This window comes from Pseudactinotalea sp. Z1732, from assembly GCF_049724975.1.
Classification (GTDB): domain Bacteria; phylum Actinomycetota; class Actinomycetes; order Actinomycetales; family Beutenbergiaceae; genus CALKWS01.
The window spans coordinates 1-21950 of record NZ_JBMPQC010000020.1 but is presented as its reverse complement, the minus strand read 5'-3'; the positions used below and the strand labels follow the sequence as shown (position 1 = coordinate 21950).

Sequence of the window (21950 nt, the reverse complement as noted above, 5' to 3'; positions counted from 1 at the left end):
TCTGCGGCGTCGATGCTGGCCCCGGTGATCATCAGGTCCAACTCCGCGGTGCGACAGATGACATCAGCAACAGGGCAACCAGAAACAGCGGCAGAGCAGGTAGATTTCATCGCGGGCCTTGGGTGTTTGGATCGGACTGGTTAGCACCTCCAATCCTCACCCAAGGCCCACCTGCTCCCAGGCCCACCACGCCGCCTGATCAGCCCCTCAACGCACCCTCAAACCGGAAGAGCCGTCAAACCAGCGCTTTACAGCCAGCGCAGGGTCACCCAAGCACAGCACAGCGAGCCAGCGGTCAGTCCAACGCAGCGAGATTGTGGGCGTGGTGGCCGCGGTTGGACTCGGTGTCGAGGCGAGGGTCGGCGCTCTCGCGGCCGGCGAGCAGGTCCTCGACGTAACGCTGATCAGCAGCCCATCGGCTTGCACCCTGATCGGTTATCGTGCCGTGGCCGGGGATCAGCACCTGCGCGGCGTGGGCGTAGGGGCGCAGCGCCTGAAGACCGTCGAGATAGGCCTGGGCACCGGTCTCCGCGAACATCGGGATCTCGATGTCACTGAGCATGTCGCCAGCGATCAGTACCTGAGGTTGGGAGAGCCAGAGCGCGGCATGGCCGGTGCTATGCGCATCGTGCACGATGACCTCGGCCCAGTCCCGCAGGTGATCCTCAGTCGGGAACGCACGCACGGCCCCGACCAAGTCGAGCAACTCGGGGGTCCAACCTGCCACGGAGGCGCGCAGCCCGGTGCGGTTGTCCTCGGCGTGGGTACGCGCGAGCCGGGCGGTCCCGGGCGAGGCCCAGCGCGGCACATCACCCAAGTCCGGGTGCCACAGCACATGGTCGTAGTGGGCGTGGGTGGCGAACCCGGCGACCACATCCAGGCCCCAGGTGCGCACGTCCGCGGCGAGCGCGTCCAACTCCTCCGGGGCCCAGCACGGGTCGACCACCAGGGCGGAGGCGGCACCGGATGATTCTTCGCGGGTCAGGATCACGCTGGCGGTGTGGTCCAGGCGGCTGTGGGTCACGGCGAGGCCCGGGGCTGGGTGGACCCAGGCGCGCCGGGTGCGCTGGGTCCCTTGGCTGTGCCAGGTCCGTCGCGACGCGTCCTCGCCGGCCGGGCGGGCGCCGTCGTCGTTCATCCCACTACGGCAGCCAGCGCTGCTCCGACCGCTCCCATCACCTGCCGGCTCGCGGTGGTCAACACCCACGGTCTCCTCGTGACCAGGTCGTAGGCACTGCCATCCAGCCGGCCCGTGGCTCCTCCGACCTCGGCCACCAACAACGCGCCGGGCACGTGGTCCCAGGGCCAGTCGTTCTTGTACACCAGGTAGTCCACCTCGCCGCTGGCCAGGCGCGGGTAGTCGATCCCGCACGACCACCACGCCTCTTCCAACGGCGCGAGGTCCTGCGGTGGCCGCTTCAGGAGTCTGTGGTTGGAGGTGGCGCCGACCAGTTGCCCCGGCTCGGCAGGCGGGTCCAGGGGCTTGAGCCGCTCCCCGTTGCACCAGGCGCCGGCACCGGCCTCGGCGACATAGGCACGCTGGTGCTGGGGCTGGTAGATCCAGGAGCGCACTGTCTGCCCGTTCCGCACCTCGCCGACCATCACGGCGTAATCGGGTGAGCCCTCCACGAAGTTGCGGGTGCCGTCGACCGGGTCGATCGTGAAGACGTGCGGCGCCTGGCTGGCGCGCTCCAGAACGCGGGGGTCGATCGAACTGGCCTCCTCCCCCAGCACCGCGGCGTCGGGGTAGGCGTCCTGCAGTTCCTTGGTGAGGAAGATCTCGGCTTCGCGGTCGGCCACGGTCACCAGGTCGCCGGGGCTCTTCTCCTGAACCTGCTCCTCGCTGAGCGCGCGGAAGCGGGGGATGATCACCTCATCCGCGGCTTGGCGCAGCAGGTCAAGGATCTCCTCGGTCTCCATACCTCAAACCTGCCAGGTTCGGGCGGAGGGACCAAACTGGCGGGTGGGAAGGACAGGGCTGCCGGTATGGCAGAAGGCGCGGCGGCGGACCCGAAGACGGGCGGACGACGAGGCGGCCGGTGCGCAGAGGCGGCGGCAGATGCGACGGATGGGGCGGCGGGCGCTGACGGACGGAGCGCCGTGAGCTGACGAGCAGGGCGCGGGCCCGAAGGCGGACGACCGAGGCGGCACCACGACTCCACGACTCCACGACTCCGCGACTCCGCGACTCCGCGACTGCCCCGTCCTCACCTGCGGAACAGGTGAGTCGTGGAACTCTCGACGTCGCTGTAATGCTGAGCACTCGAGGCCAGCGCCTCACTGATCCGCTGAAGGTTGGCTTCCACCTGTTGCTGGGTGCCACGCCACTCCTGGGCGAGGGAGGCGAATGCCGCGGAGGCACTACCCCGCCAGGCCGATTGCAGCGCGGTGAGGATCCGGAACATGTTGGCGACCTCGGTGTTGATCGCGGTGGCGGAGCGACCCGCGGCCGAGGCCGCGCGGGCGACCTCCTCGGTATCGACTTCGAATCGGGACATGGGCTGCGCCTCCTGCTGGTTGGGGTCCGGGATCGTCACCCGGTGGTGCCCGGCACGCTATGCCTGCGCCGGCTGTTCGTGTTGTCCCCGACGCGGCGGCTGTGGATGACGGATGCGGGTGTGGACGCCAGCCCCGGATGCGACCGCCAGACCGTGGTGCGACCGCCGCGAATCGAAGGTTGACGCTAGATCCGGGTCTGGAGGCGAGGACATTTTCAGGACGGACATCCACAGCATCACCCGTTATGAACCGCTATCCACAGCGCCAAAACGATTCGAACGTTTGTCGGAGGTGGGTTGTAGGTTCGTGTCATGTCCATCACCCAGGTCCCACCGATGATCCAGGCACCGGCCGCGTTGGCTCAGGTCGCTTCGGTTGTTGGGGAGATTGCTGCCGGTGGGTGGTGGCGGGTGGGTGAGTCCGATCTGGGCGAGGCGCTGGCGCAGGCGGGTCGGATCCGCCACGAGGTGGCCCGGTTGGAGGCACACGCCGTGGCCGAAGCGATCTCTCGCGGGTTGCCGGCAGGCCAGGGAATGACGGCGGTGGACTACCTGGTCAAGGTGGCGAGCCGGTACGCTCCGGCGCCACCGCGGGGGCAAGCGATCCACACCGCGCGCATCGCCGAAACGATCAACAATCCCTCACCCGGTGTGGAGAACACCCTTGCCGGGTTCGATGCCGGGCTGATCAGCACCTCCAAGGTCTCCGCGATCATTCAGTTCCACGACGAGGTGGAACCGATCTCCGACGTCGAGGCGCTTGCCACCACGATGAAGACGATCAATGAAGGCGCAGCCGATCAGGTCGAACATTCGGACCCGAAGAACGACAAGAACGACGAAAACCACGCCGGGGGCGACGACGGGGATGCCGCCGAAGGGGGGACACCGGTGCGCCGGTGCGGGTGGACCGACCGGCAGTTGTCGCTCCTGCTGCGCCGGGCACGGCGAACCATCAAACCACCCAAGGACTTGGAAGCCGAAGAGAACGGGCAACGGATCCGGCGAGCCCTCTACACCCTGCCCGCAGCCGGCGGGATGACCGAGTACCGGGTCTTCCTCGACCCTGAAGGGGCGGCCATCATCGACGCCACCTTGTCAGCGCTGTCCAAACCGCAGCCGGCCGAGGACGGCACCCCCGATCCGCGCAGCGCACCCCGCCGCCGGGCCGACGCCCTGGTCACCATCATCCAACGGGGCGTAGCCGCCCCCGAGGGAACCCCCCAGACCACCAAGGCCCAAGTATTCATCACCATCCCCCTAAGTGACCTACAGTCCAAGACCAACGGCGCCGGCATCACGATGACCGGGCAGGTGCTCTCCCCTGAAACCGTGCGGCGCATGGCCTGCGATGCCTCGATCATCCCCGCGGTGCTGGGCACCGAGGGCGAAATCCTCGATCAGGGCCGTGATGAGCGCCTGTTCACCCGCGCCCAACAGCGAGCCCTGTGGCATCGCGATAAGGGGTGTTCGTTCCCCGGCTGCACGATCCCTGCTCAATGGTGCCAAGCCCATCACGTCCAGTTCTGGGCCCACGGCGGACCCACCGACCTGGACAACGGAGCCCTGCTGTGCCAACGCCACCACACCCACGTGCACAGCAATGGTCTGACCGCCACCGTCACACCCACCGGGGTCACCTGGCATACCTGAATGCCCCGCCCCACACCCGGCCACTACGGCCGGGCCCGTGGCATGCCAGGGGGACGTCCGGCTGATGGGGTGCTCGTACCCCTGGCCGACACCGGCCACAGTGCGCTGGATACCCACGGTCTGGCCGTGCTGCGGGCGATCGAGGCGGTGCGCTACGGCGACTATCGAGCGCTTGCGAACGGCACCGCACTGGCGGAGTTGAGACGGCTCGGGGGCTCCCGCCACCTGTCGACGGCATTGCGGCTGGGCCTGCGCGCTGAGGGGCTGCTGCCGGGGTCTGCCCGGCGGGCGTAGAGCGGCGGGCGTAGAGCGGCGGGGCGTAGCGGGGCACACCCCTCCTCCGGCGCGGACTTAGGCTGAAGGGGTGGCTATCCTCATCGATCCGCCCACCTGGCCGGCCCACGGCACGGTGTTCGCTCACCTGGTCTCCGATCAGTCCCTGGAGGAACTGCACGACTTCGCCACCCGTGCCGGCCTTCCCGAGCAGGCCTTCGACATGGACCACTACGACGTGCCCGCCCACCGTTATGACGACCTGGTGGCCCGGGGCGCGATCGCGGTCAGTGGGCGCGAGTTGATCCGCCGGCTACGGAACTCCGGCCTGCGGATTCCGGCGCGCGACCGCCCCGAGACGCTGCGTCGCGTGCTGAGCGCGTTCTGGGGCAGCACGGTCGAACGCTGGCAGGACAGGCCCGACGACGACGTAACTCACCGTGGCGCGTCAGGTCCAGTACCGGCGGCAGTTGCCCTGGGCGCGGATCTGATCGAACGCTGGGCGCAGCCGCACCGGCGCTATCACGACCTGCGCCATCTACGTGATGTGCTCGCGGCCCTGGACCTGCTGTGCGACCCGGATCCTGCCCCGCTGCCAGTGGTGCTGGCCGCCTGGTTCCACGACGCGGTCTACGACGGTGTCCCCGGTGAGGACGAGCAGGCCAGCGCCGACCTGGCCCGCGCCGAACTCGGGCCCGAGGCGCTGGGTCCCGAGGCCCTCCCGAGCGACCGCATCGAGGAAGTCGCCCGACTGGTACTCCTCACCCGCACCCACTCCCCCGAACCGGGTGACCACCACGGCGCACTGCTCTGCGATGCCGACTTGGCCGTCCTCGCCCGCGAGGCGACCGGATACCGGCGCTACGCCCGCGACGTGCGCGCGGAGTACTCCCACGTGCCGCACGCCGACTTCATCAAGGGGCGCACCGCCGTCGTCCGCCATCTGCTGGAACTGGAGCCCCTCTACCGCACTGACCGAGGCCGGGAGTTGTGGCAGGAGGCGGCCCGGGCGAACCTGCGCGCCGAACTGGCCACCCTCACCTCCACGCCCTGAGCACAGCACCCCCTGTGCGCGACCCCCGTGCGCGAGTCCGCTCAATGTCGCGTCGATCCTGGCCAGCAACGATCCCGTCAGAAACCACAACGGCCCCCGATCCACGAGGGATCGGGGGCCGTGTGTGTTTCAGCTGGTCAGCCGAGCATCTGATCGGTCAGATCAGAAGCCCATGCCGCCCATGTCCGGCTCGCCACCGCCGGCCGGGGCCGAGGGCGGCTCCGGCTTGTCGGCCACGATGGCCTCGGTGGTGAGGAACAGACCGGCGATCGAGGAGGCGTTCTGCAGTGCAGAGCGGGTCACCTTGACCGGGTCGGCGATGCCTGCGGCGAGCAGGTCCTCGTACTCACCGGTGGCGGCGTTCAGGCCGTGGTTGTTCTCCAACCCACGCACCCGCTCCACCACGACGCCGCCCTCGAGGCCGGCGTTCACGGCGATCTGCTTCAGCGGCGCGTCCACGGCCACCTTGACGATGTTCGCCCCGGTCGCCTCGTCCGCTTCGAGGGTCAGGCCCTCGAACGCCCGGGCGGCGGCCTGGATCAGGGCCACGCCACCACCGGCGACGATGCCCTCTTCCACAGCAGCCTTGGCGTTACGCACGGCGTCCTCGATGCGGTGCTTGCGCTCCTTGAGCTCCACCTCCGTGGCGGCACCCGCACGGATGACGGCCACACCACCGGCGAGCTTGGCCAGGCGCTCCTGGAGCTTCTCGCGGTCGTAGTCGGAGTCGGAGTTCTCGATCTCGGCGCGGATCTGGTTGACCCGGCCCTCGATCGCGTCGGCCTCGCCGGCACCCTCGACGATCGTGGTCTCGTCCTTGGTGACAACCACCTTGCGGGCCTGGCCCAGCATGTCCAGGGTGGCGTTCTCCAGGGACAGACCCACGGTCTCGGAGATGACCTGACCACCGGTGAGGATGGCCATGTCGTTCAGCATCGCCTTGCGGCGGTCACCGAAGCCGGGGGCCTTGACGGCCACGGACTTGAAGGTGCCACGGATCTTGTTCACCACCAGGGTCGCCAGGGCTTCGCCCTCGACGTCCTCGGAGATGATGATCAGCGGCTTGCCGGACTGGATGACCTTCTCCAGCAGCGGCAGCAGGTCCTTGACGTTGGTGATCTTGGACTCCACCAGCAGCACGTAGGCGTCCTCGAGGACGGCCTCCTGACGCTCCTGGTCGGTCACGAAGTATGCGGACAGGAAGCCCTTGTCGAAGCGCATACCCTCGGTCAGCTCGAGCTCCAGGCCCAGGGCCTGGGACTCCTCGACGGTGATGACACCCTCGTTGCCGACCTTGTCCATGGCCTCGGCGATCAGTTCACCGATGGCCGGGTCACCGGCGGAGATCCCCGCGGTGGCGGCGATCTGCTCCTTGGTCTCGATCTCGGTGGCGTTGCTGAGCAGCGACTCGGTCACGGCCTCAACGGCCTTCTCGATGCCGCGCTTCAGCGCGATCGGGTTGGCACCGGCGGCCACGTTGCGCAGGCCCTCGCGCACGAGCGCCTGGGCGAGCACGGTGGCGGTGGTGGTGCCGTCGCCGGCCACGTCATCGGTCTTCTTGGCGACCTCCTTGACGAGTTCAGCGCCGATCTTCTCGTACGGCTCGTCGAGCTCGATCTCCTTGGCGATGGACACGCCGTCGTTGGTGATCGTGGGGGCGCCCCACTTCTTCTCCAGAACGACGTTGCGGCCCCTGGGGCCGAGGGTGACCTTCACGGTATCGGCGAGGACGTTCAGTCCACGCTCCATACCGCGACGAGCCTCCTCGTCGAAAGCAATCATCTTTGCCATTCGGGTTTAATCCTCCTGCTGGCGGACGAAAGCCGGTTCGACGCCCGCGACGGACGATGCCCCGACATGCGTTCACGTCACGCATCCCGCGGCACCTCGTCTTACCGGCCACAGTTGTCACTCTCAGGTCGAGAGTGCTAACGCCATTATTGGCACTCTAGGGGTGAGAGTGCAAGCAGGATCGACGACGACGCAGGCCTTCGGTGCGGTATCTCACCTTTGGTCACACGCTCATCACGGCTGCTGCCGGGCTCGCTCTGCGCGGATCGTGCCGCCGTCTTGGACGAAATCGACGGGGCGAAGGGCACCCACTGGTTGCTGGGCCGGGTCTCTCACCGCGGCCCGAGACCGGGCATCTGATGGATCCCGAAGCGTTCCCGCAGCGCCCACCGGGCGCCATGGTGGCCGCACATCCCGTGAACCCCGGGGGCCGGTGGGGTGGCGGCTGAGCACAGATACACCCCGGGGATGCCCGCACGGTAGGGGTTGAGGCTTGTCAGGGGGGCACCGAGGATGCGGCGCAGATCCAGGGCACCGTTGCTGATGTCCCCGCCGACGTAGTTGGCGTTCGTCCGGCTCATCTGCGCCGCTGGGGTGCACCGGGCATCGACGACCACATCCCGGAAGCCCGGAGCGAACCGTTCGATCTGCGCCGTGACCGCTTCGGTGACGTCCGCCGTCGATCCGGCGGGCACGTGCGCGTAGGTCCACAGCGGCCGCAGTCCGTCCCGGCTGCGCGCGGGGTCAGCGACGGCGGGGTCGCTGAGCAGCACCATCGGCTGCTCAGCGTGTGCGCCGGCGGCCACCTGGGCCTCGGCGCGCACCATGTCCGCCCGCGAGCCGCCCACGTGCACGGTCCCGGCCCGCCCCACCGGGGCATCGCGCCAGGGCACCGGTTCGGAGAGCACGAAGTCGACCTTGGCGGCGGCATTGCCGTGCCGGTACCGGCGCAACCGGGTGGCGGTGCGGGGTGGGAGCCGGTCCCCCCAGATCCGCGCGATCGCGCCAGGTGTGGTGTCGAAGAGGTAGGACCGGGCACGTGGCAGTTGCCGGTAATCCTGGATCAGCGTGTCGGTGTGGATGGTCGCACCGTGGCTACGCAGATCCGCCACCATCGCGTTGGCGATCGCTCGGGACCCGCCCACCGGGAGCGCCCACCCGGAGGTGTGTGCCAGCAGGCCGAGCAGCAGTCCGAGGCCGGCGGGCGCAAGCCCGGGCATCCCGGCGATGCCGTGGGCGGCCACCCCGGTAAACAGGGCCGGGGCGGCGTCTGCCCGGAATCGGGTGTTCCATAGCGGGCTGCCCTGTTCCAGAACGCGCAGGCCGTAGTGCAGCGCGCCGAGGAGCCCGCTGGGGTTGCGCAGCGCGGCGGGGATGGCGCGCATGTCGGCCAGTCCGATCCCGAGGACCGCGGGCTCGTGCTGTACCAAGGGGCCGAACAGCGACCGCCAGGCGCCGCCGTCGGCCCCCAGGGCTGCTGCGGTGCGCTCCAGGTCGGTGTAGGCGAGGGCGGCGGGTTGGTCGTCGAGGGGCTGGGCGTAGGCAATCTCGGGGACGGTGAACTGCACCCCACGGGCCGGCAGGTCGAACTCGGCGAAGAACGGGCTGGCCAGGGCCAGGGGGTGCACCGCGGAGCAGATGTCGTGCTGCAGGTTGCCGGCCAGGCCAAGGTTCTCGGTACGCGCGCCCCCGCCGAGGGTGGGCTCGGCTTCGTACAGGTGCACATCCAGTCCGGCGCGGGCCATCGTGACCGCGGCGGCCAGGCCGTTCGGCCCGGAACCGACCACGACGACGTCGGTTACCGCTCGCTCGCCCATCGCCCTCCTACCGCTTCGGCCTTCGCTGGTGCCACTTCTTGGACAGCCGTCTGACCACCGCCCCGACCGACTCTCCGACCATCGCAGCATCCCACCTCGCCCCCACCCGCCGCACGTGCGCCCTGTGGGGCCGCACCCCCTCCGCAGCCCACCCCGCCGCACCTGCGCCCTGTGGCCAGCCGGCGATCCGGGCCGCACCCCCTCCGCAGCCCACCCGCTCGAGCGCTTCTCGTAGGATCGGGCGACCATGCACCGTCGCCCACTCATCGTCCTCACCGCAGTGGTCCTGGCCGCTCTGCTGACCGGGATGGCGCTCGCGCGGACCGACCTGTGGGACCCACGACGCATCGATGAGGTGGATCCCTACGCCTGGGGCGTGCAGGTGCGCCCCGACGGTGAACGGGCCGTGATCCTGCCCGGCGCCGAGGTCTCCTACCTGCGCGGCAGCCGGGTCCTCGCCCCCACTCCGGATACCTCCGCGGGACAGCACCGGGACGCGCACGAACGAGCCCAGGCGGACCGCGACTGGCTCGCCGCCGGATCGGTTCCCGGCACCGGAAGCGCCTACGAGGAGATGGTCACCGGCGCACTGCTGGACATCCGTGCCCTGACCCTCGACGACGGCGCCGCCCTTGCCGGGTACAACCCGAACTGGCGGTACGTGTGGCCGCGGGATGCCTCCTTCATCGCCGCCGCGCTGGCCGGCGCCGGGCACCCCCGGGACGCGGTGGAGGTGCTGGCCTTCCTGCAGCGCGTGCAACACCCCGACGGCACCTTCGAGGCCCGCTATCTCCCCGACGCCTCCGGACCGCCGGATGGCCGGGGCATCCAGACCGACGGAACCGGTTGGGTGCTGTGGGCCACCGACCACGTCCTGGCCACGCTGGCCCCGGACGACCCGCTCCGTGAGCGGATCCACCACGACCTCACGCCACTACTGGCCCGCTCCACCGCTCAGTTACTGCACCAGGCCGAGACTCCGGACTCGCTGCCGCCGCCGAGCGCGGACTACTGGGAGCACCCAGAGCAGGACCTGACGCTGGGCACCGCCGCCCCGGTCCTGGCCGGCCTGCACGCGGCCACCCGGATCTGGTCCGGTGCCGGCGACATGGACCTGGCGCTGCGCACCGGCGCCGCCGCCGACCGGTTGCGCACGGCTGTCGAGAGCACCTTCGGGCCCACCTATCCCCGCTACCCCGGTGGCACCGACCGCGACGCTGCCACCGCCTTCGCGCTGCCGCCCTTCCAACCGGAACCCCTGAGCGAGGCCCTCGGGGCGTGGCACGACTCGATCACGCCGATGCGCAGGCCCGCCGGCGGGCTGGCACCGGGCGCGAGTTGGCGGGAGCAGTCGCTGTCCTGGACCCCGCAGACCACGCTGTATGCGTTGGTCGCCGCGCACAACGGCGAGCCTCAGATGGCCCTGGACTGGTTGGACTGGGTCGATGCCCACCGCACCCCGCTGGGTGCGATCCCGGAGAAGGTCTCTCCCGACGGCACCCCGGCCGCGGTGGCGCCGCTGGCGTGGAGTGCGGCGGTGGTGGTGCTCACCGTGGCGCACCTGGAGGACGACGGCGTGCTGACCCCCGCGGAGCAGGTGCGGGACAACTGAGGTGCTCGGGGCGCAGGACCCAGGAACGCAGGGGTCCCGCGCAGGCCTGACGGCTCAGCCGACGAAGTCCGGACGGAGCACGATCACGATGCCGGAGGAAGCGGCGCTGGCGCTCTCCACCGTGGCCTCGATGCCAAGGTCGGCGGCGACCGCTTCGGCTTCCTCGGCCACCTGGGCGTCGTGGTAGTACAGGGTGGTGTCGGTGGGCAGGGCCTGGCCGTAGTCGGCGGTGGAGGTGTTGGTCCAGCCCTCGTTGTTGAGGGTCTCGGCGGTGCTGCCGGCGATTCCGGCGACACCGGCTCCGTTGAGGATCAGGATCCGCACGTCCCGGTCCAGATCGACCGGATCGTCGGTCGGGTCCTCCTCGGTGGCCTCGTCCTCGGGTTCGCCATTGCCCTCATCGGTCCCGTTCTCGCCGTCGCCGTTCTCCGGCTCGTCCTCCTCGGTGGCCTCCGGGTCGGTCCCGTTCTCGCCGTCGTCGGTCTCGTCGTCGGTCCCGTCCTCGGTCTCCTCCTCGGTCTGGTCCTCGGTGGCGGTCACGGCCGGCGTGGGGTCGGGCTCGCTACCGAAGTTCCCGGACAGGATGCTCACGCCGGCCCAGGCCAGCAGCGGGGCGACCACTATCACGATCGCGAAGGGCAGCAACTGCCGCCAGCGCGGAACGGGTGCCCGGTGCACGCCCTGAGGCGTGCGGTCGGCACCGAGGACGTCGAATTCGTCCTCGTCGTAGGGATAGTCCTGGCGGCTCACACCCGAAAGGTTATCTCCTTCGACGGCGATCGTGCGCGATCACGCGCGGTCGCCCAGCCGACGGGCCGAACGCTCCCGCTGGCGGGAACTGCGCATCCGGCGTAACCGCTTGACCAGCATCGGCTCAGCGGCCAGGGCGGCCGGGGTGTCGATGAGGGCGTTGAGCACCTGGTAGTAGCGGGTGGCGCTCATGTCGAAGTGTTCCCGGATGGCGGTCTCCTTGGCGCCGGCGTACTTCCACCACTGGTTCTCGAAGGCCAGGATTGCAGCGTCGCGTTCGCTCAGTTCCTGCTCGGTGGTGTGAGCGTTGATCTGCTGCGCTGCTGACATCGATCCTCCTGGTGCCTGAACTTCCCGGTGCGGTTCCGTGTGGTGGACTCCCGCCGCGGCTGCTGAACCGCGGCGTGATCCCCACCTCGTGTGCCTACGCACGTGGAGCCGCTCGGGGCAATACTAGAGGCAAACCACACGCGTGTCATTCACTCGCTTCGGCCGCGTCTGTGCTAATCGCAACGGCGCTAACTGTAACGGCGTCAACTGCCCAGCGCGGAGCCAAACGTCTCGACCGCTCGGGCAGGGCCTGATACTTCTGCCACCCTGGTGCGGTGAGCACGCGCACCCCACTGGAGCACATCATCGAACCGGGCTGGGCCCAGGCCCTGGCGCCGGTGGAGCAGCAGATCCACGCGATGGGAGACTTCCTGCGCGCCGAGGTCGCCGCCGGCCGCGGCTACCTGCCGGCAGGCGAGGACGTGCTGCGCGCCTTCACCCGGCCCCTGGCGAACGTACGGGTGCTGATCGTGGGCCAGGACCCCTACCCCACCCCGGGGCATCCGATGGGCCTGTCCTTCTCCGTCCAATCCCATGTACGACCGCTGCCGCGCTCCCTGGTGAACATCTTCACCGAACTGGTCAGCGACGTCGGGGCGCCCCAGCCCACCTCCGGCGACCTGTCCGCCTGGGCCGACCACGGCGTGCTGCTGCTGAACCGGTGCCTGACCGTGATGCCGGGCAAGCCCGCCTCCCACCGTGGCAAGGGCTGGGAGCAGATCACCGACCAGGCGATCAGAGCGCTAGTGGCTCGCGACCAACCGATGGTGGCGATCCTGTGGGGGCGGGACGCCCAGTCCCTCAAGCCGGCTCTGGGCGCCACGCCGTGCATCATGTCGCCGCACCCCAGCCCGCTATCGGCCTCGCGCGGATTCTTCGGTTCCAAACCGTTCTCCCGCGCCAACGAGTTGCTGTTGCAGATGGGTGCCGAGCCGGTGGAGTGGTCGCTGCCCTGACACGGGCACGCCGGCACCGTGGCATGGCAGCACCCCAGCACCCCAGGCACCGCAGCACCCCACCAAGCAGGCACCGCAACACCGCACACCCCCGGCACGGCACAATGGCAACCGTGACTGATGTGTTCTTCACCCCGTCCGCACCACGCTGGCGCCGCTTCGTGGCGATCGGTGACTCCATGACCGAGGGTCTGTGCGATGAGCCCGGCGAACCCGGTGACTACCGGGGCTGGGCGGACCTGCTTGCCCAGTCCCTGACCGGGCGTCGCACCAGGGCGGGGCGCGCGCCGCTGGAGTACGCCAACCTCGCGATCCGGGGCAAGCTGCTGGGCCCGATCCTGACCGAGCAGTTCCCACAGGCACTGGCCGCCAAGCCGGACCTGATCTCCATCATCGGTGGCGGCAACGACCTGCTTCGCCCCGGCGGCGACCCCGACGTCCTGGGCGCGCGCCTCGACCGCGCGGTACGCGCCGCGCGCGAGCAGGGCATCGACGTGCTGCTGGCCACCGGGATGGACACCCGCCGGGCCGGGCCGCTGCTGACCGTGATGCGCCCCAAGGTCGGGATCTTCAACGCCCACATCTGGTCCGTCGCGCGCACCCACGGCGCCCACGTCATGGACATCTGGGGCCTGCGAGCGCTGCAGGACCGGCGCATGTGGGCCCCGGACCGGGTGCATCTGAGCACGCTGGGCCACTGGCGCGCCGCTCAGGCGGCGCTGGACGCGCTGGGGTTGGAACCCGACGACGCCGACTGGTCGAAACCGCTGGACACCCAGGCCCGGCCCGCCCTGCCCGCACGACTGCGCGAGGACGCCACCTGGATACGCCGCGACGTCTACCCCTGGGCGACCCGGCGGTTCCGCCGCGCCTCCTCCGGCGACACCCGCGCCGCCAAGAGACCCGACCCGATCGTCCTGGACACACCTGGCGGCCTTGAACACGCTGCACCCGGGCTCGGCGCCGCGACGAACAACCAGGACGCCCGGCCCGACGACGGCGAGCGCACCTGAGGCGGGCAGCGCACCCGACGTTCGTGAGCCGGTCCCTCCCCGGGATCGCACTGGCGAAGGCCGCACCCCCGTGATCTGATCGGCCCCCATACCGCGGGGCCACCCGGGCGGGTCCTTGGTCCCACGGCACGACGCCCTTCTGGCACCAGACTGGTAGGCAACGGTCTTGCCTGCCACAACGGTCACGGTCCCGAACGACCCCCCACCCGAGAGCCACCAGTGTCCGCCTCCACCATGTCCACGCAACCCACCGTCGAATCCGCCTCCGAGCGGACCTGGCATGCGCTGGACATCGAGGACGTCACCGCGGCCCTGCACGCAGATGACCAGGGACTGACCTCCGCCGGGGCCGAGCAACGTCTCGCCGTCCACGGCCCGAACACGATCGAGACCAGTTCGGCCACCCCGTGGATCGTCACTCTGCTACGCCAGTTCGTCAGCCCGATGATCGGGATCCTGCTGGCGGCCTTCGTCATCACCATGCTGCTCCGGGAGTACGTCGACGCCGGTGCGATCGCCCTGATCCTGGCCCTGAACGCGGGTCTGGGATTCTGGCAGGAGCGCAAGTCCGCCCGCGACGTGCGAGCGCTCGCCACCCTGTCCGCGCCGAACTGCACGGTCGTGCGGGACGGGGCAGCCGCCACCCGGCCTGCGGCCGATCTGGTGCCCGGTGACGTGGTGCACCTGGAGAGCGGGGACCGCGTCCCGGCCGACGTCCGGTTGCTGGACGCCAAGAGTTTGCAGGTCGATGAGTCGATGCTGACCGGGGAGTCCGAGGCGGTCACCAAGCAGACCGGCGTGGTCACCGAGGAAGCCCCCGTCGGTGACCGCATCAACATGGCCTTCTCCGGCACCCTGGTGCGCTCGGGCCGGGCCCGAGCGCTGGTGGTGGCGACCGGCACCGGCACCGAGCTGGGCGTGATCAGTGAGTTGATCAAGGGGCCTCCGGGCAAGACCCCGTTGCAGGAACTGACCAACGGCCTGGAGCGCAAGATCGGTGTGATCATCACCGCAGTCTCAGCGGTGTTGTTCTTCTCCGGAGTCGCCCTGGGTAACGCCCCCGGTGAGATGTTCATGACCATCGTGGCCCTGGCGGTGGCCTCCTTGCCGGAGTCCTTGCCCATCGTGCTGACCGTGGCGATGAGCGTGGGTGTGTCCCGGATGGCCAAGCGTCACGCCCTGGTTCGCTCACTGCCGGCGGTGGAGACGTTGGGCTCCACCACGGTGATCGGCTCGGACAAGACCGGCACTCTGACGATGAACGAGATGACCTCCCAGGCCGGCTGGACCACCGCCGGTGAGGTCGAGCTGACCGATCCCGGGCTCACGCTGAGTCCGGCAGCGCGCCAGATGCTCCTTATCGGGGCGCTGACCAACGAGGCCCGGCCCGACCGTGATGACCCGAGCACCTTCATCGGGGACGCCGTCGACGTCGCGATGGCCAAGGCGGCGTTGCGCACCGGCGCGGTGACCATGGGCGAGTTCACCACCGCGCCCCTGGCGCATGCCCCGTATGAGTCCGAGGCCCGGATGTCCCAGAGCATCCACCGGGTCGGCGACGACCGGGTGTTGTTCGTCAAGGGCTCCCCGGATGCGCTGCTCGCGGCCTCGGTGAACATCCAGACCGACGACGGCGTGGCCCCCCTCGACCTCGACGTCGTCCAGTCCGCGAATCATCACCTCGCCAGTCGGGGACTGCGGATGCTGGGCACCGCCTTCCGGGTGCTCGCGCCCGGGGAGCAGATCCCTGAGGAGCTCCCAGCGCCCAGCGGCCTGACCTTCGCCGGCCTGCAGGGCATGGCCGACCCGCCCCGCCCCGGGGTGACCGAGGCGATCGCCGCCTGCCACCGGGCTGGGATCTGGGTGCTGATGATCACCGGCGACCAACCGGCCACGGCGCTGGCGATCGCGGCTCAACTGGGACTGCCCACCGAAGCCGAACCGCTCACCGGCGCCGAGATCCTCACCCTCGACGATGAGGCCCTGCGGGCACGGCTGCGCCGGGTCGGGGTCGCGGCGCGGGTGTCCCCGCAGGACAAGATGCGCATCGTGCAGGTGCTGCAGGACAGCGGCGAGGTGGTCGCCGTCACCGGCGACGGCGTCAACGACGCACCCGCCCTCAAGGCGGCCGCGCTGGGGGTGGCGATGGGGGCCTCCGGCACCGACGTGGCCCGGGAGTCGGCGGACATGGTGCTCACCGACGACAACTTCGTCACCGTGGTCGACGCCGTGGAGCAGGGCCGGGTCACGTTCAATGCGATCCGCAAGGCCACCCACTTCCTGCTGGCCAACGGTGCGGCCTCGCTGTTGGCGGTCTCGATCAGCGTCTACACCGACATGCCGTTGATCTTCCTGCCGATCCAGATGCTGTTCATGAATGTGGTCACCAACGGTGTGCAGGACATCGCGCTGGGGTTCGAGGGTGCTGAGGGCGATGAGCTCAACCACCCGCCGCGCTCGGCCAAGGAGGGGGTGCTCAGCCGGGTGCTATGGTGGCGCACCGTGATCGCCGGCGCCTGGATGGGCCTGGCCGCGGTGGGGATGTTCCTGTGGGGCCTGAACGAGGGATTGGCCGAGGAGCACGCCCGTACCCTGACGATGACCCTGTTCGTCATGATGAACTTCTTCTTCGTGCAGACCTCCCGGTTCGAGCACAAGTCGGTGCTGTCGGACCCCTTCAGCAACCGGCTGCTGGTGGTCTCCTCCTTCGCCGCACTCGCACTGTTCTGGGTGGCGGTCACCTGGCCGGTGGTGTCGAACCTGATGGGCTTCGTCCCGCTGTCCGGCGGGGAGTGGGCGTTGTGTGCGGCACTGGGCGTCTCGGTCCTGGTGATCGTGGAGGCGGAGAAGTGGGTGCGGCGCCGCCTCACCGCCCGCCAGCACGCCTGAGGCGGCTCTCGCACCCTGAGTCCCGTGCAGCCACCCCGATGGGCCGCTCCCGCTACCCCCGCCTGAGCGCCGACGCCGCCTTTTCGCCTCAACCCTGAGGGTCGCTCGCAGTCCGGCTACGGTTGAGGGCGGATCAGACCATCAGCCAGGACGATCAGCGCAAGGAGCACAGATGTCTCGTTTGGCCGGCAAGAAGGCACTGGTAACCGGTGGCGGCATCGGAATCGGCCGCCGCATCGTGGCGGACCTGGCCCGGGAGGGCGCCCAGGTCGCGTTCACCTACCTCACCCACGCCCCCGACCCGGAGTTCCTGGACGCACTCGCTGCCACCAACGCCCCACCGGCGCTGTCGATGCAGTTGGACGTCACCGATGAGGCCGCCGTGATCGACGGTGTCGCCGACGCCGCTGGCAAACTCGGCGGGTTGGACATCCTGGTCAACAACGCGGGTGGGCTGATCGGGCGGGTGCCGTTGGCGGAGATGAGCACCGAGCACTGGCGCACGGTGATGGCCGTCAACCTGGACTCCACCTTCATGGTGACCCGGGAGGCGATCAAGTTCATGCACCCCGGCGGACGGATCGTCAACGTCTCCTCGGTGGCGGGGCAGAACGGCGGCTCGGACGGCTCGGGGGCCTACGCCGCCGCCAAGGCCGGGATCTTCGGCTACACCCGCTCCCTGGCCAAGGAACTGGCACCCAAGCAGATCACCGTCAACGCCCTGGCCCCCGGGCTCATCCTGGACACCCCCTTCCACGAGACGTTCAGCACCCCGGAGCGGCAGCGGGCCACCATCGACGCCATCCCGCTGGCCCGGGCCGGCTACCCCGACGACGTCTCCGGCCCGGTGCTGTGGTTGTGCTCGGAGGAGAGCGCCTTCGTCACCGGCACCGTGGTGGACATCAACGGCGGGGCCTACTTCACCTGAACTGGGAGCGCGCTCGCGGTACGATGCGCGCCGGCAGCGCGAAGCGACCTCGCGGAGCGGAAGAGTTGCCGATACTCGTGGTCCCTACGCCCCGGCAACTGCTTGGTGAAACCAGCCCGTGATGGTCGTCGGGTGGGTAATCGCGGTTCCTACCACGACGGCAAAAGCACCCCGCTCCATCACGTCAGCAGCCTGAGCCGTCGTATGCACCCTGCCTTCAGCGATGACAGGTCGCTCGCAGCGTTCGACCAGTTGATCGATGAGTTCGGTATCGGGACCTTTGGTCTTCGCACGTTCCCCGGTGTAACCGGCCAAGGTCGTGCCAACGAGATCGGCCCCGTCATCCTCGGCCGCCAAGGCGTCATCGAGACTGCCACAGTCCGCCATCACCAGGACATGGGAGTACTGCCGGAGTCCGTCAATCGTCTCGGCCAACGTCAGACCGTCCGGACGCGGACGGCGAGTGCCGTCGAGGGCGACAATGTCAGCGCCAGCCTCGGCCACCGCGGTCGCGTGTTCAAGGGTCGGGGTGATGAAGACCGGGTCGTCACCATCCTTCCAGAGGCCGATGAGTGGCACATTCGTGCAGGCTTGGATGAGTCCGATGTCCGTCAAGCCCTGGGCGCGGACTCCCGCGGCGCCTCCCGCGATCACAGCCTGCGCCATCCGGGCCATCACCTCCCCGTCCCGCAGCGGCTCATCCGGGTAAGCCTGGCAGGAGACGATGAGTTGCCCGTTCAACTGGTCAAGGATCGATGCCACACTAGTTCCCTTCGGTTCAGTGATCACGAACGGCACAGCAGTGCAGAGCGCGCGGCTCCGAGGATGCCGGCTGCCGGGCCGAGATCGGAGCGCCGCACCGGAAGGTCGATGAGGGGTGCGATGAGTTCGTGGCGCAGTGCCGAAACCATGGGCTGCCACCACAGCGGGCCGGCCTGGCTCAACCCCCCGCCCACGACCACCACTGCCGGGTCGAGCACCATGGCGACACCGGCCACTGCTCTTCCCACGGCACGAGCCGAGACAGCGAGGGCCCGCTCGGCCAGCGCATCTCCAGCGGCGGCCCGGGCGTAAACCGCCCGGGCGTCGGCAGCAGCGGGATCTCCGCCCAGGCGTAGGTAGTGTCGATGCAGTGCCGGACCGGAGGCGATACCTTCCAGGTGTCCCTCCTTGCCACAACCACAGCGCAGCCCAGCGGCTTCCGGGCTCGGGAGGTGTCCCAGTTCCCCGGCCACGTGATGGGCTCCGCGGAGCGGTCGGCCGTCGAAGACGACGCTAGCCCCGACTCCGGTGCCGACCGTGACCATCAGCACGTCGTCGGACCCGGCTGCCGCGCCCTGCCATGCCTCTCCGGCGCCATGAGCGTCCACATCGTTCTCTACCGTCACAGGGTGATCACCGATCAGGTCCGCAAGTCGCTCCCGCAGCCCTTGACGGACGTCGGTCCCCGGCCAGCCCGGCAAGGCGTCCGTCGCCGACAGGACCCGTCCCACGCCGGCGTCCACCACACCTGCAGTGCCCACACCGATCCCCAGGAGTTGGACGATGCCTGGGAGGTGGATCGTGGCCCCGTACTGCCCCGGTGCGAGAGAACCCTCATATCGAGCAACGACCTCACGCACGAGAGTGGCGACAGCATCGAGGATTGCCTCCGGCCCATCCCGTGCTGGAGTGGGAATCGCGTAAGCCGCTCCCACCTGGCCTTCGAGACTCACCAAAGCCGCAGCAGTCTTCGTCCCGCCCAGATCGACGCCGACGAGGTGACTCACGTCGCCCTCCATCGAGCCATGAGCCCTAGGTGGCGGCCCGCGGGCAAGCCGCACACCCCAGGCTGCCCGAGATTCATGCACTCACGGGCAAGGCCGCGTCAACGATGGCGCAGATACGGGCGATCGCTGCTTCGCCCAGTTCCTCGACGGGGAAGGCCATCGTGGCGGTAGGAATGACTCCAAGGTGTTTCATTGCAACCTTGAAAGCGCCGACCCCAGCGGCGTCGCCCGACCGGCCATCGGCTTGGTAGACGATCTCGAAAAGTTGCGCTAGCCGATCCTGTTCCTGGCGTGCCCGAGTCCAGTCACCAGCCTGGGCAGTTTCAAGGAGGCGGACATAGCCGACCGGGTCGACGTTGCCCAATCCGGGGACGACTCCGTCCGCGCCCAGTAGAAGCATGCCGTCGACGACAACTTCATGACCGGTCAGCACCATGAGCGGCCGACCGGCACGCACATTGGCTGCTACCAGCCGGCGAAAGTTCACATCATCCCCGGATGAGTCCTTAACACCGGCTAGGACCCCCTCGGTGCCCAGTCGCGTGAGGAGTTCGATGGGGAGTTTCGTGTGCACGCGGGCTGGGATGTCATAGGCGAAGAGCGGCAACGTGCTCGCAGCCGAGATGGCGCGGAAGTGTCGCTCGATCTCGTCGGAATCATTGATGGCATACAGGGGTGCTGTCGCCACGATCGCATCGGCACCCAAGGACTGCGCTCGCCGAGCATGGTGAATCACGCGACCGGCCGTGGTGTCGATCGCGCCGACCAGCACAGGGACACGTCCAGCGACCTTGTCCACGACCGTGCGTACAACGGACTCGCGCTCCGAGTCGTCTAGGTAGGCGACCTCGCCGGTCGATCCTAGGACGAAGACGCCGTCGACGCCGCCTGCAAGTAGGTGCTCGACCACGGCGGCGAGCGCGTCGTGGTCGATGTTCCCCTCCGGTGTCAATGGTGTGATGATCGGGGGGATAACGCCGCAGATGCGGGTAGAGGCCACAGGAATCTCCATCGTGAAGTGCGGTACGTGAGCCGCGAATCGTCAGACTGGTCGGGGATCGGTGCGGTGCCTAGACGGGCAAACTCGGGCTTCGTTCCGCCGCGTTGATCACGCTCTCGACTGGCACCTTGCGGGAATCACTCAAGGACAACGTCAAGGCGTCAGCCGTGGCAATCGAGGCCGCAGCCGCCGATCCGTCCGTGAGTGCGGCAAACTCCTCGCTCGGCGCGCCGCCTTGGACGAGATCATGGAAGTACGCGAGTTCCTCCTCGATGATCCCGCGAAGCCACAGAGGTGGCCGGCGGTCAGGATCGCCATACATGACTGCTCCATCCGTCTCGCTCCCGCTATAGATCGCGCGTCGCTCATCGTCCTCGGCTCGGGACCTGTGCAGGAGGAACCTCTCGGTTCGGTCGGGCGTCCGCAGTTCACACCCGGGGTCTTGAAGGTCGATCCGAATGGCGCCCTCGGTCCCCTGAATCAGCACGTGATGCTCCGGCCACCGGAACGCCGAGCCGTACTCCAGCGCGGCGAACCGGTCACCGTCGAACTCCAGAGTGATGACGAGAATGTCTTCTTCGTCCCCCGAGCCCCTGCCCTGGTGCGCGACGTTTCCTCCCACCATGGTCGCGATCCGCGCGGGCCCCATGATGGATTGCACGAAGTCGAGTTCATGGATGTGGTGGTAGAGGTGTCCACCCGACAACTTTCGCTGCTTCTTCCAGTTCAAGGAAGGTTGCGGGCCCTCCCAGCCGTTCCGCACAGCACGGCAGAAGAGCACATCCCCGATCGCCCCTTCCTCGATTAGGCTCCTCGCCCGACGCACGCCACTCATGAAGTTCATGACGTGCCCGGCCATCAGCAGCACACCTGCCCGCCTGGTCTCATCCAGCATCGCCAGACAGTCCTCGTAAGAGAGAGCGATCGGCTTCTCGCAGAAGACCGCCTTTCCAGAGCGCGCGGCGAGGACGACGGGCTCGCGGTGAGCCCAGTTCGGTGATGCCACCACGACCGCATCCACATCCTCGGCAGCGCACAACTCCGCCGGGGACCCCACGCTCCGAGCACCTAGTTCCGCTGCAACGTTCTCAGCGTTCTGTGGATCGTGAACGGCGGAAACCACCGCATCACTCCGAGACACCAGGTACCGCCCGATCTCAGCACCGAAGTAGCCGGTCCCGACGATGCCATAACGAACAGGTTTCACTTGATTCCTTTCAGATGAGGCGACAATGCTTCTCATTTCACCGATCCTTCCGCCAGACCGCCGGCAATATGCTTCTGTATCGCCATGAAGAACAGCACCGATGGGACGACCACAGTGACAGCCGCGGCCATCATCGCTCCCCAATCAAGGACCTCAGAACCGGTCAGCGAATACAATGCGACTGCGACGGGCATTTTGCCTGTTTCATTGATGAACAACAGCGGATAGAGAAATTCGTTGAACGTATTGATGAAGGTGTACACGGCCGTAGCCACGATCCCGGGCATAACAATCGGCGTCGCGATCTGCCAGAACACACGAAACTTGCCGGCCCCGTCCATCTGCGCACCCTCCTCGACCTCAAGGGGAACCCTGCCGTAGAAACCGACCAGCATCCAAATGGCATAGGG

General features: G+C 68.7%; 20 protein-coding genes. 8 read left to right on the top strand and 12 right to left on the bottom strand.

Annotation, left to right across the window (positions count from 1 at the left end; genetic code table 11):
- Positions 1-295: 295 nt before the first annotated feature.
- The 3 genes from ACPL7H_RS18460 to ACPL7H_RS18450 all read right to left on the bottom strand — a co-directional run bounded on the left by ACPL7H_RS18460 (position 296) and on the right by ACPL7H_RS18450 (position 2498).
- On the bottom strand, positions 296-1138 hold the full coding sequence (locus ACPL7H_RS18460; RefSeq protein WP_424798209.1) for an MBL fold metallo-hydrolase: 843 nt from the start codon (positions 1136-1138) through the stop codon (positions 296-298).
- Positions 1135-1920, bottom strand: coding sequence for an inositol monophosphatase family protein (locus tag ACPL7H_RS18455; protein ID WP_424798208.1), 786 nt, complete (start codon positions 1918-1920; stop codon positions 1135-1137). The genes ACPL7H_RS18460 and ACPL7H_RS18455 overlap by 4 nt, the downstream gene beginning before the upstream one ends.
- A 287-nt stretch (positions 1921-2207) precedes the next feature.
- The gene (locus ACPL7H_RS18450; RefSeq protein ID WP_424789043.1) at positions 2208-2498 is read right to left on the bottom strand and encodes a WXG100 family type VII secretion target; all 291 of its coding nucleotides are present in this window, start codon (positions 2496-2498) and stop codon (positions 2208-2210) included.
- Positions 2499-2810: 312 nt separating this feature from the next.
- On the opposite strand from ACPL7H_RS18450, the gene ACPL7H_RS18445 reads away from it, so the two are divergent.
- The 3 genes from ACPL7H_RS18445 (at position 2811) to ACPL7H_RS18435 (ending at position 5478) form a co-directional block, all read left to right on the top strand.
- Positions 2811-4151: a DUF222 domain-containing protein gene (locus ACPL7H_RS18445; protein WP_424798207.1), complete on the top strand. Its 1341-nt coding sequence runs from the start codon at positions 2811-2813 to the stop codon at positions 4149-4151.
- Positions 4152-4445 carry a hypothetical protein gene (locus ACPL7H_RS18440; protein WP_424798206.1) on the top strand — a complete coding sequence of 98 codons (294 nt, stop codon included), beginning with the start codon at positions 4152-4154 and terminating at the stop codon, positions 4443-4445. It abuts the gene before it with no gap.
- A 70-nt stretch (positions 4446-4515) separates the two neighbouring features.
- The gene (locus tag ACPL7H_RS18435) at positions 4516-5478 is read left to right on the top strand and encodes a DUF4031 domain-containing protein (RefSeq protein WP_424798205.1); all 963 of its coding nucleotides are present in this window, start codon (positions 4516-4518) and stop codon (positions 5476-5478) included.
- 162 nt (positions 5479-5640) lie between these two features.
- Here ACPL7H_RS18435 and groL read toward each other — a convergent pair whose 3' ends face one another.
- A complete protein-coding gene (gene groL / locus ACPL7H_RS18430) occupies positions 5641-7269 on the bottom strand; it encodes a chaperonin GroEL (RefSeq protein WP_424789038.1) in 1629 nt (542 codons plus the stop codon).
- Positions 7270-7601: 332 nt separating this feature from the next.
- Positions 7602-9086, bottom strand: coding sequence for a phytoene desaturase family protein (locus ACPL7H_RS18425; RefSeq protein WP_424798204.1), 1485 nt, complete (start codon positions 9084-9086; stop codon positions 7602-7604).
- A gap of 247 nt (positions 9087-9333) precedes the next feature.
- Here ACPL7H_RS18425 and ACPL7H_RS18420 point away from each other — a divergent pair, with 247 nt between their 5' ends.
- Positions 9334-10698, top strand: a complete 1365-nt coding sequence (locus ACPL7H_RS18420; RefSeq protein ID WP_424798203.1) for a glycoside hydrolase family 15 — start codon at positions 9334-9336, stop codon at positions 10696-10698.
- Between the two features lie 54 nt (positions 10699-10752).
- On the opposite strand, the gene ACPL7H_RS18415 is transcribed toward ACPL7H_RS18420, so the two are convergent.
- Both ACPL7H_RS18415 and ACPL7H_RS18410 read right to left on the bottom strand, forming a co-directional pair.
- Positions 10753-11448, bottom strand: coding sequence for a LytR C-terminal domain-containing protein (locus ACPL7H_RS18415; RefSeq protein ID WP_424798202.1), 696 nt, complete (start codon positions 11446-11448; stop codon positions 10753-10755).
- Positions 11449-11487: 39 nt separating this feature from the next.
- The gene (locus ACPL7H_RS18410) at positions 11488-11778 is read right to left on the bottom strand and encodes a DUF3263 domain-containing protein (protein WP_424789034.1); all 291 of its coding nucleotides are present in this window, start codon (positions 11776-11778) and stop codon (positions 11488-11490) included.
- A gap of 275 nt (positions 11779-12053) precedes the next feature.
- Here ACPL7H_RS18410 and ACPL7H_RS18405 point away from each other — a divergent pair, with 275 nt between their 5' ends.
- The 4 genes from ACPL7H_RS18405 (at position 12054) to ACPL7H_RS18390 (ending at position 17564) form a co-directional block, all read left to right on the top strand.
- On the top strand, positions 12054-12734 hold the full coding sequence (locus ACPL7H_RS18405) for a uracil-DNA glycosylase (RefSeq protein WP_424798201.1): 681 nt from the start codon (positions 12054-12056) through the stop codon (positions 12732-12734).
- A gap of 104 nt (positions 12735-12838) precedes the next feature.
- On the top strand, positions 12839-13747 hold the full coding sequence (locus ACPL7H_RS18400) for an SGNH/GDSL hydrolase family protein (RefSeq protein WP_424798200.1): 909 nt from the start codon (positions 12839-12841) through the stop codon (positions 13745-13747).
- A 234-nt stretch (positions 13748-13981) separates the two neighbouring features.
- A complete protein-coding gene (locus ACPL7H_RS18395) occupies positions 13982-16636 on the top strand; it encodes a cation-translocating P-type ATPase (RefSeq protein ID WP_424798199.1) in 2655 nt (884 codons plus the stop codon).
- Between the two features lie 172 nt (positions 16637-16808).
- Complete coding sequence (locus tag ACPL7H_RS18390; protein WP_424798198.1) at positions 16809-17564, top strand: SDR family NAD(P)-dependent oxidoreductase; 756 nt, start codon at positions 16809-16811, stop codon at positions 17562-17564.
- An 84-nt stretch (positions 17565-17648) separates the two neighbouring features.
- On the opposite strand, the gene ACPL7H_RS18385 is transcribed toward ACPL7H_RS18390, so the two are convergent.
- The 5 genes from ACPL7H_RS18385 to ACPL7H_RS18365 form a co-directional block, all read right to left on the bottom strand.
- A complete protein-coding gene (locus tag ACPL7H_RS18385; protein WP_424798197.1) occupies positions 17649-18353 on the bottom strand; it encodes an N-acetylmannosamine-6-phosphate 2-epimerase in 705 nt (234 codons plus the stop codon).
- Complete coding sequence (locus ACPL7H_RS18380; RefSeq protein ID WP_424798196.1) at positions 18350-19333, bottom strand: ROK family protein; 984 nt, start codon at positions 19331-19333, stop codon at positions 18350-18352. Before ACPL7H_RS18380 ends, ACPL7H_RS18385 begins: the two co-directional genes overlap by 4 nt.
- Positions 19334-19406: 73 nt before the next feature.
- On the bottom strand, positions 19407-20345 hold the full coding sequence (locus ACPL7H_RS18375; RefSeq protein WP_424798195.1) for a dihydrodipicolinate synthase family protein: 939 nt from the start codon (positions 20343-20345) through the stop codon (positions 19407-19409).
- Between the two features lie 58 nt (positions 20346-20403).
- Positions 20404-21576, bottom strand: a complete 1173-nt coding sequence (locus ACPL7H_RS18370; RefSeq protein WP_424798194.1) for a Gfo/Idh/MocA family protein — start codon at positions 21574-21576, stop codon at positions 20404-20406.
- Positions 21573-21950 (bottom strand): carbohydrate ABC transporter permease (locus ACPL7H_RS18365; RefSeq protein ID WP_424798193.1); only part of this gene is annotated, 378 nt, incomplete at its 5' end. The genes ACPL7H_RS18365 and ACPL7H_RS18370, both read right to left, overlap by 4 nt.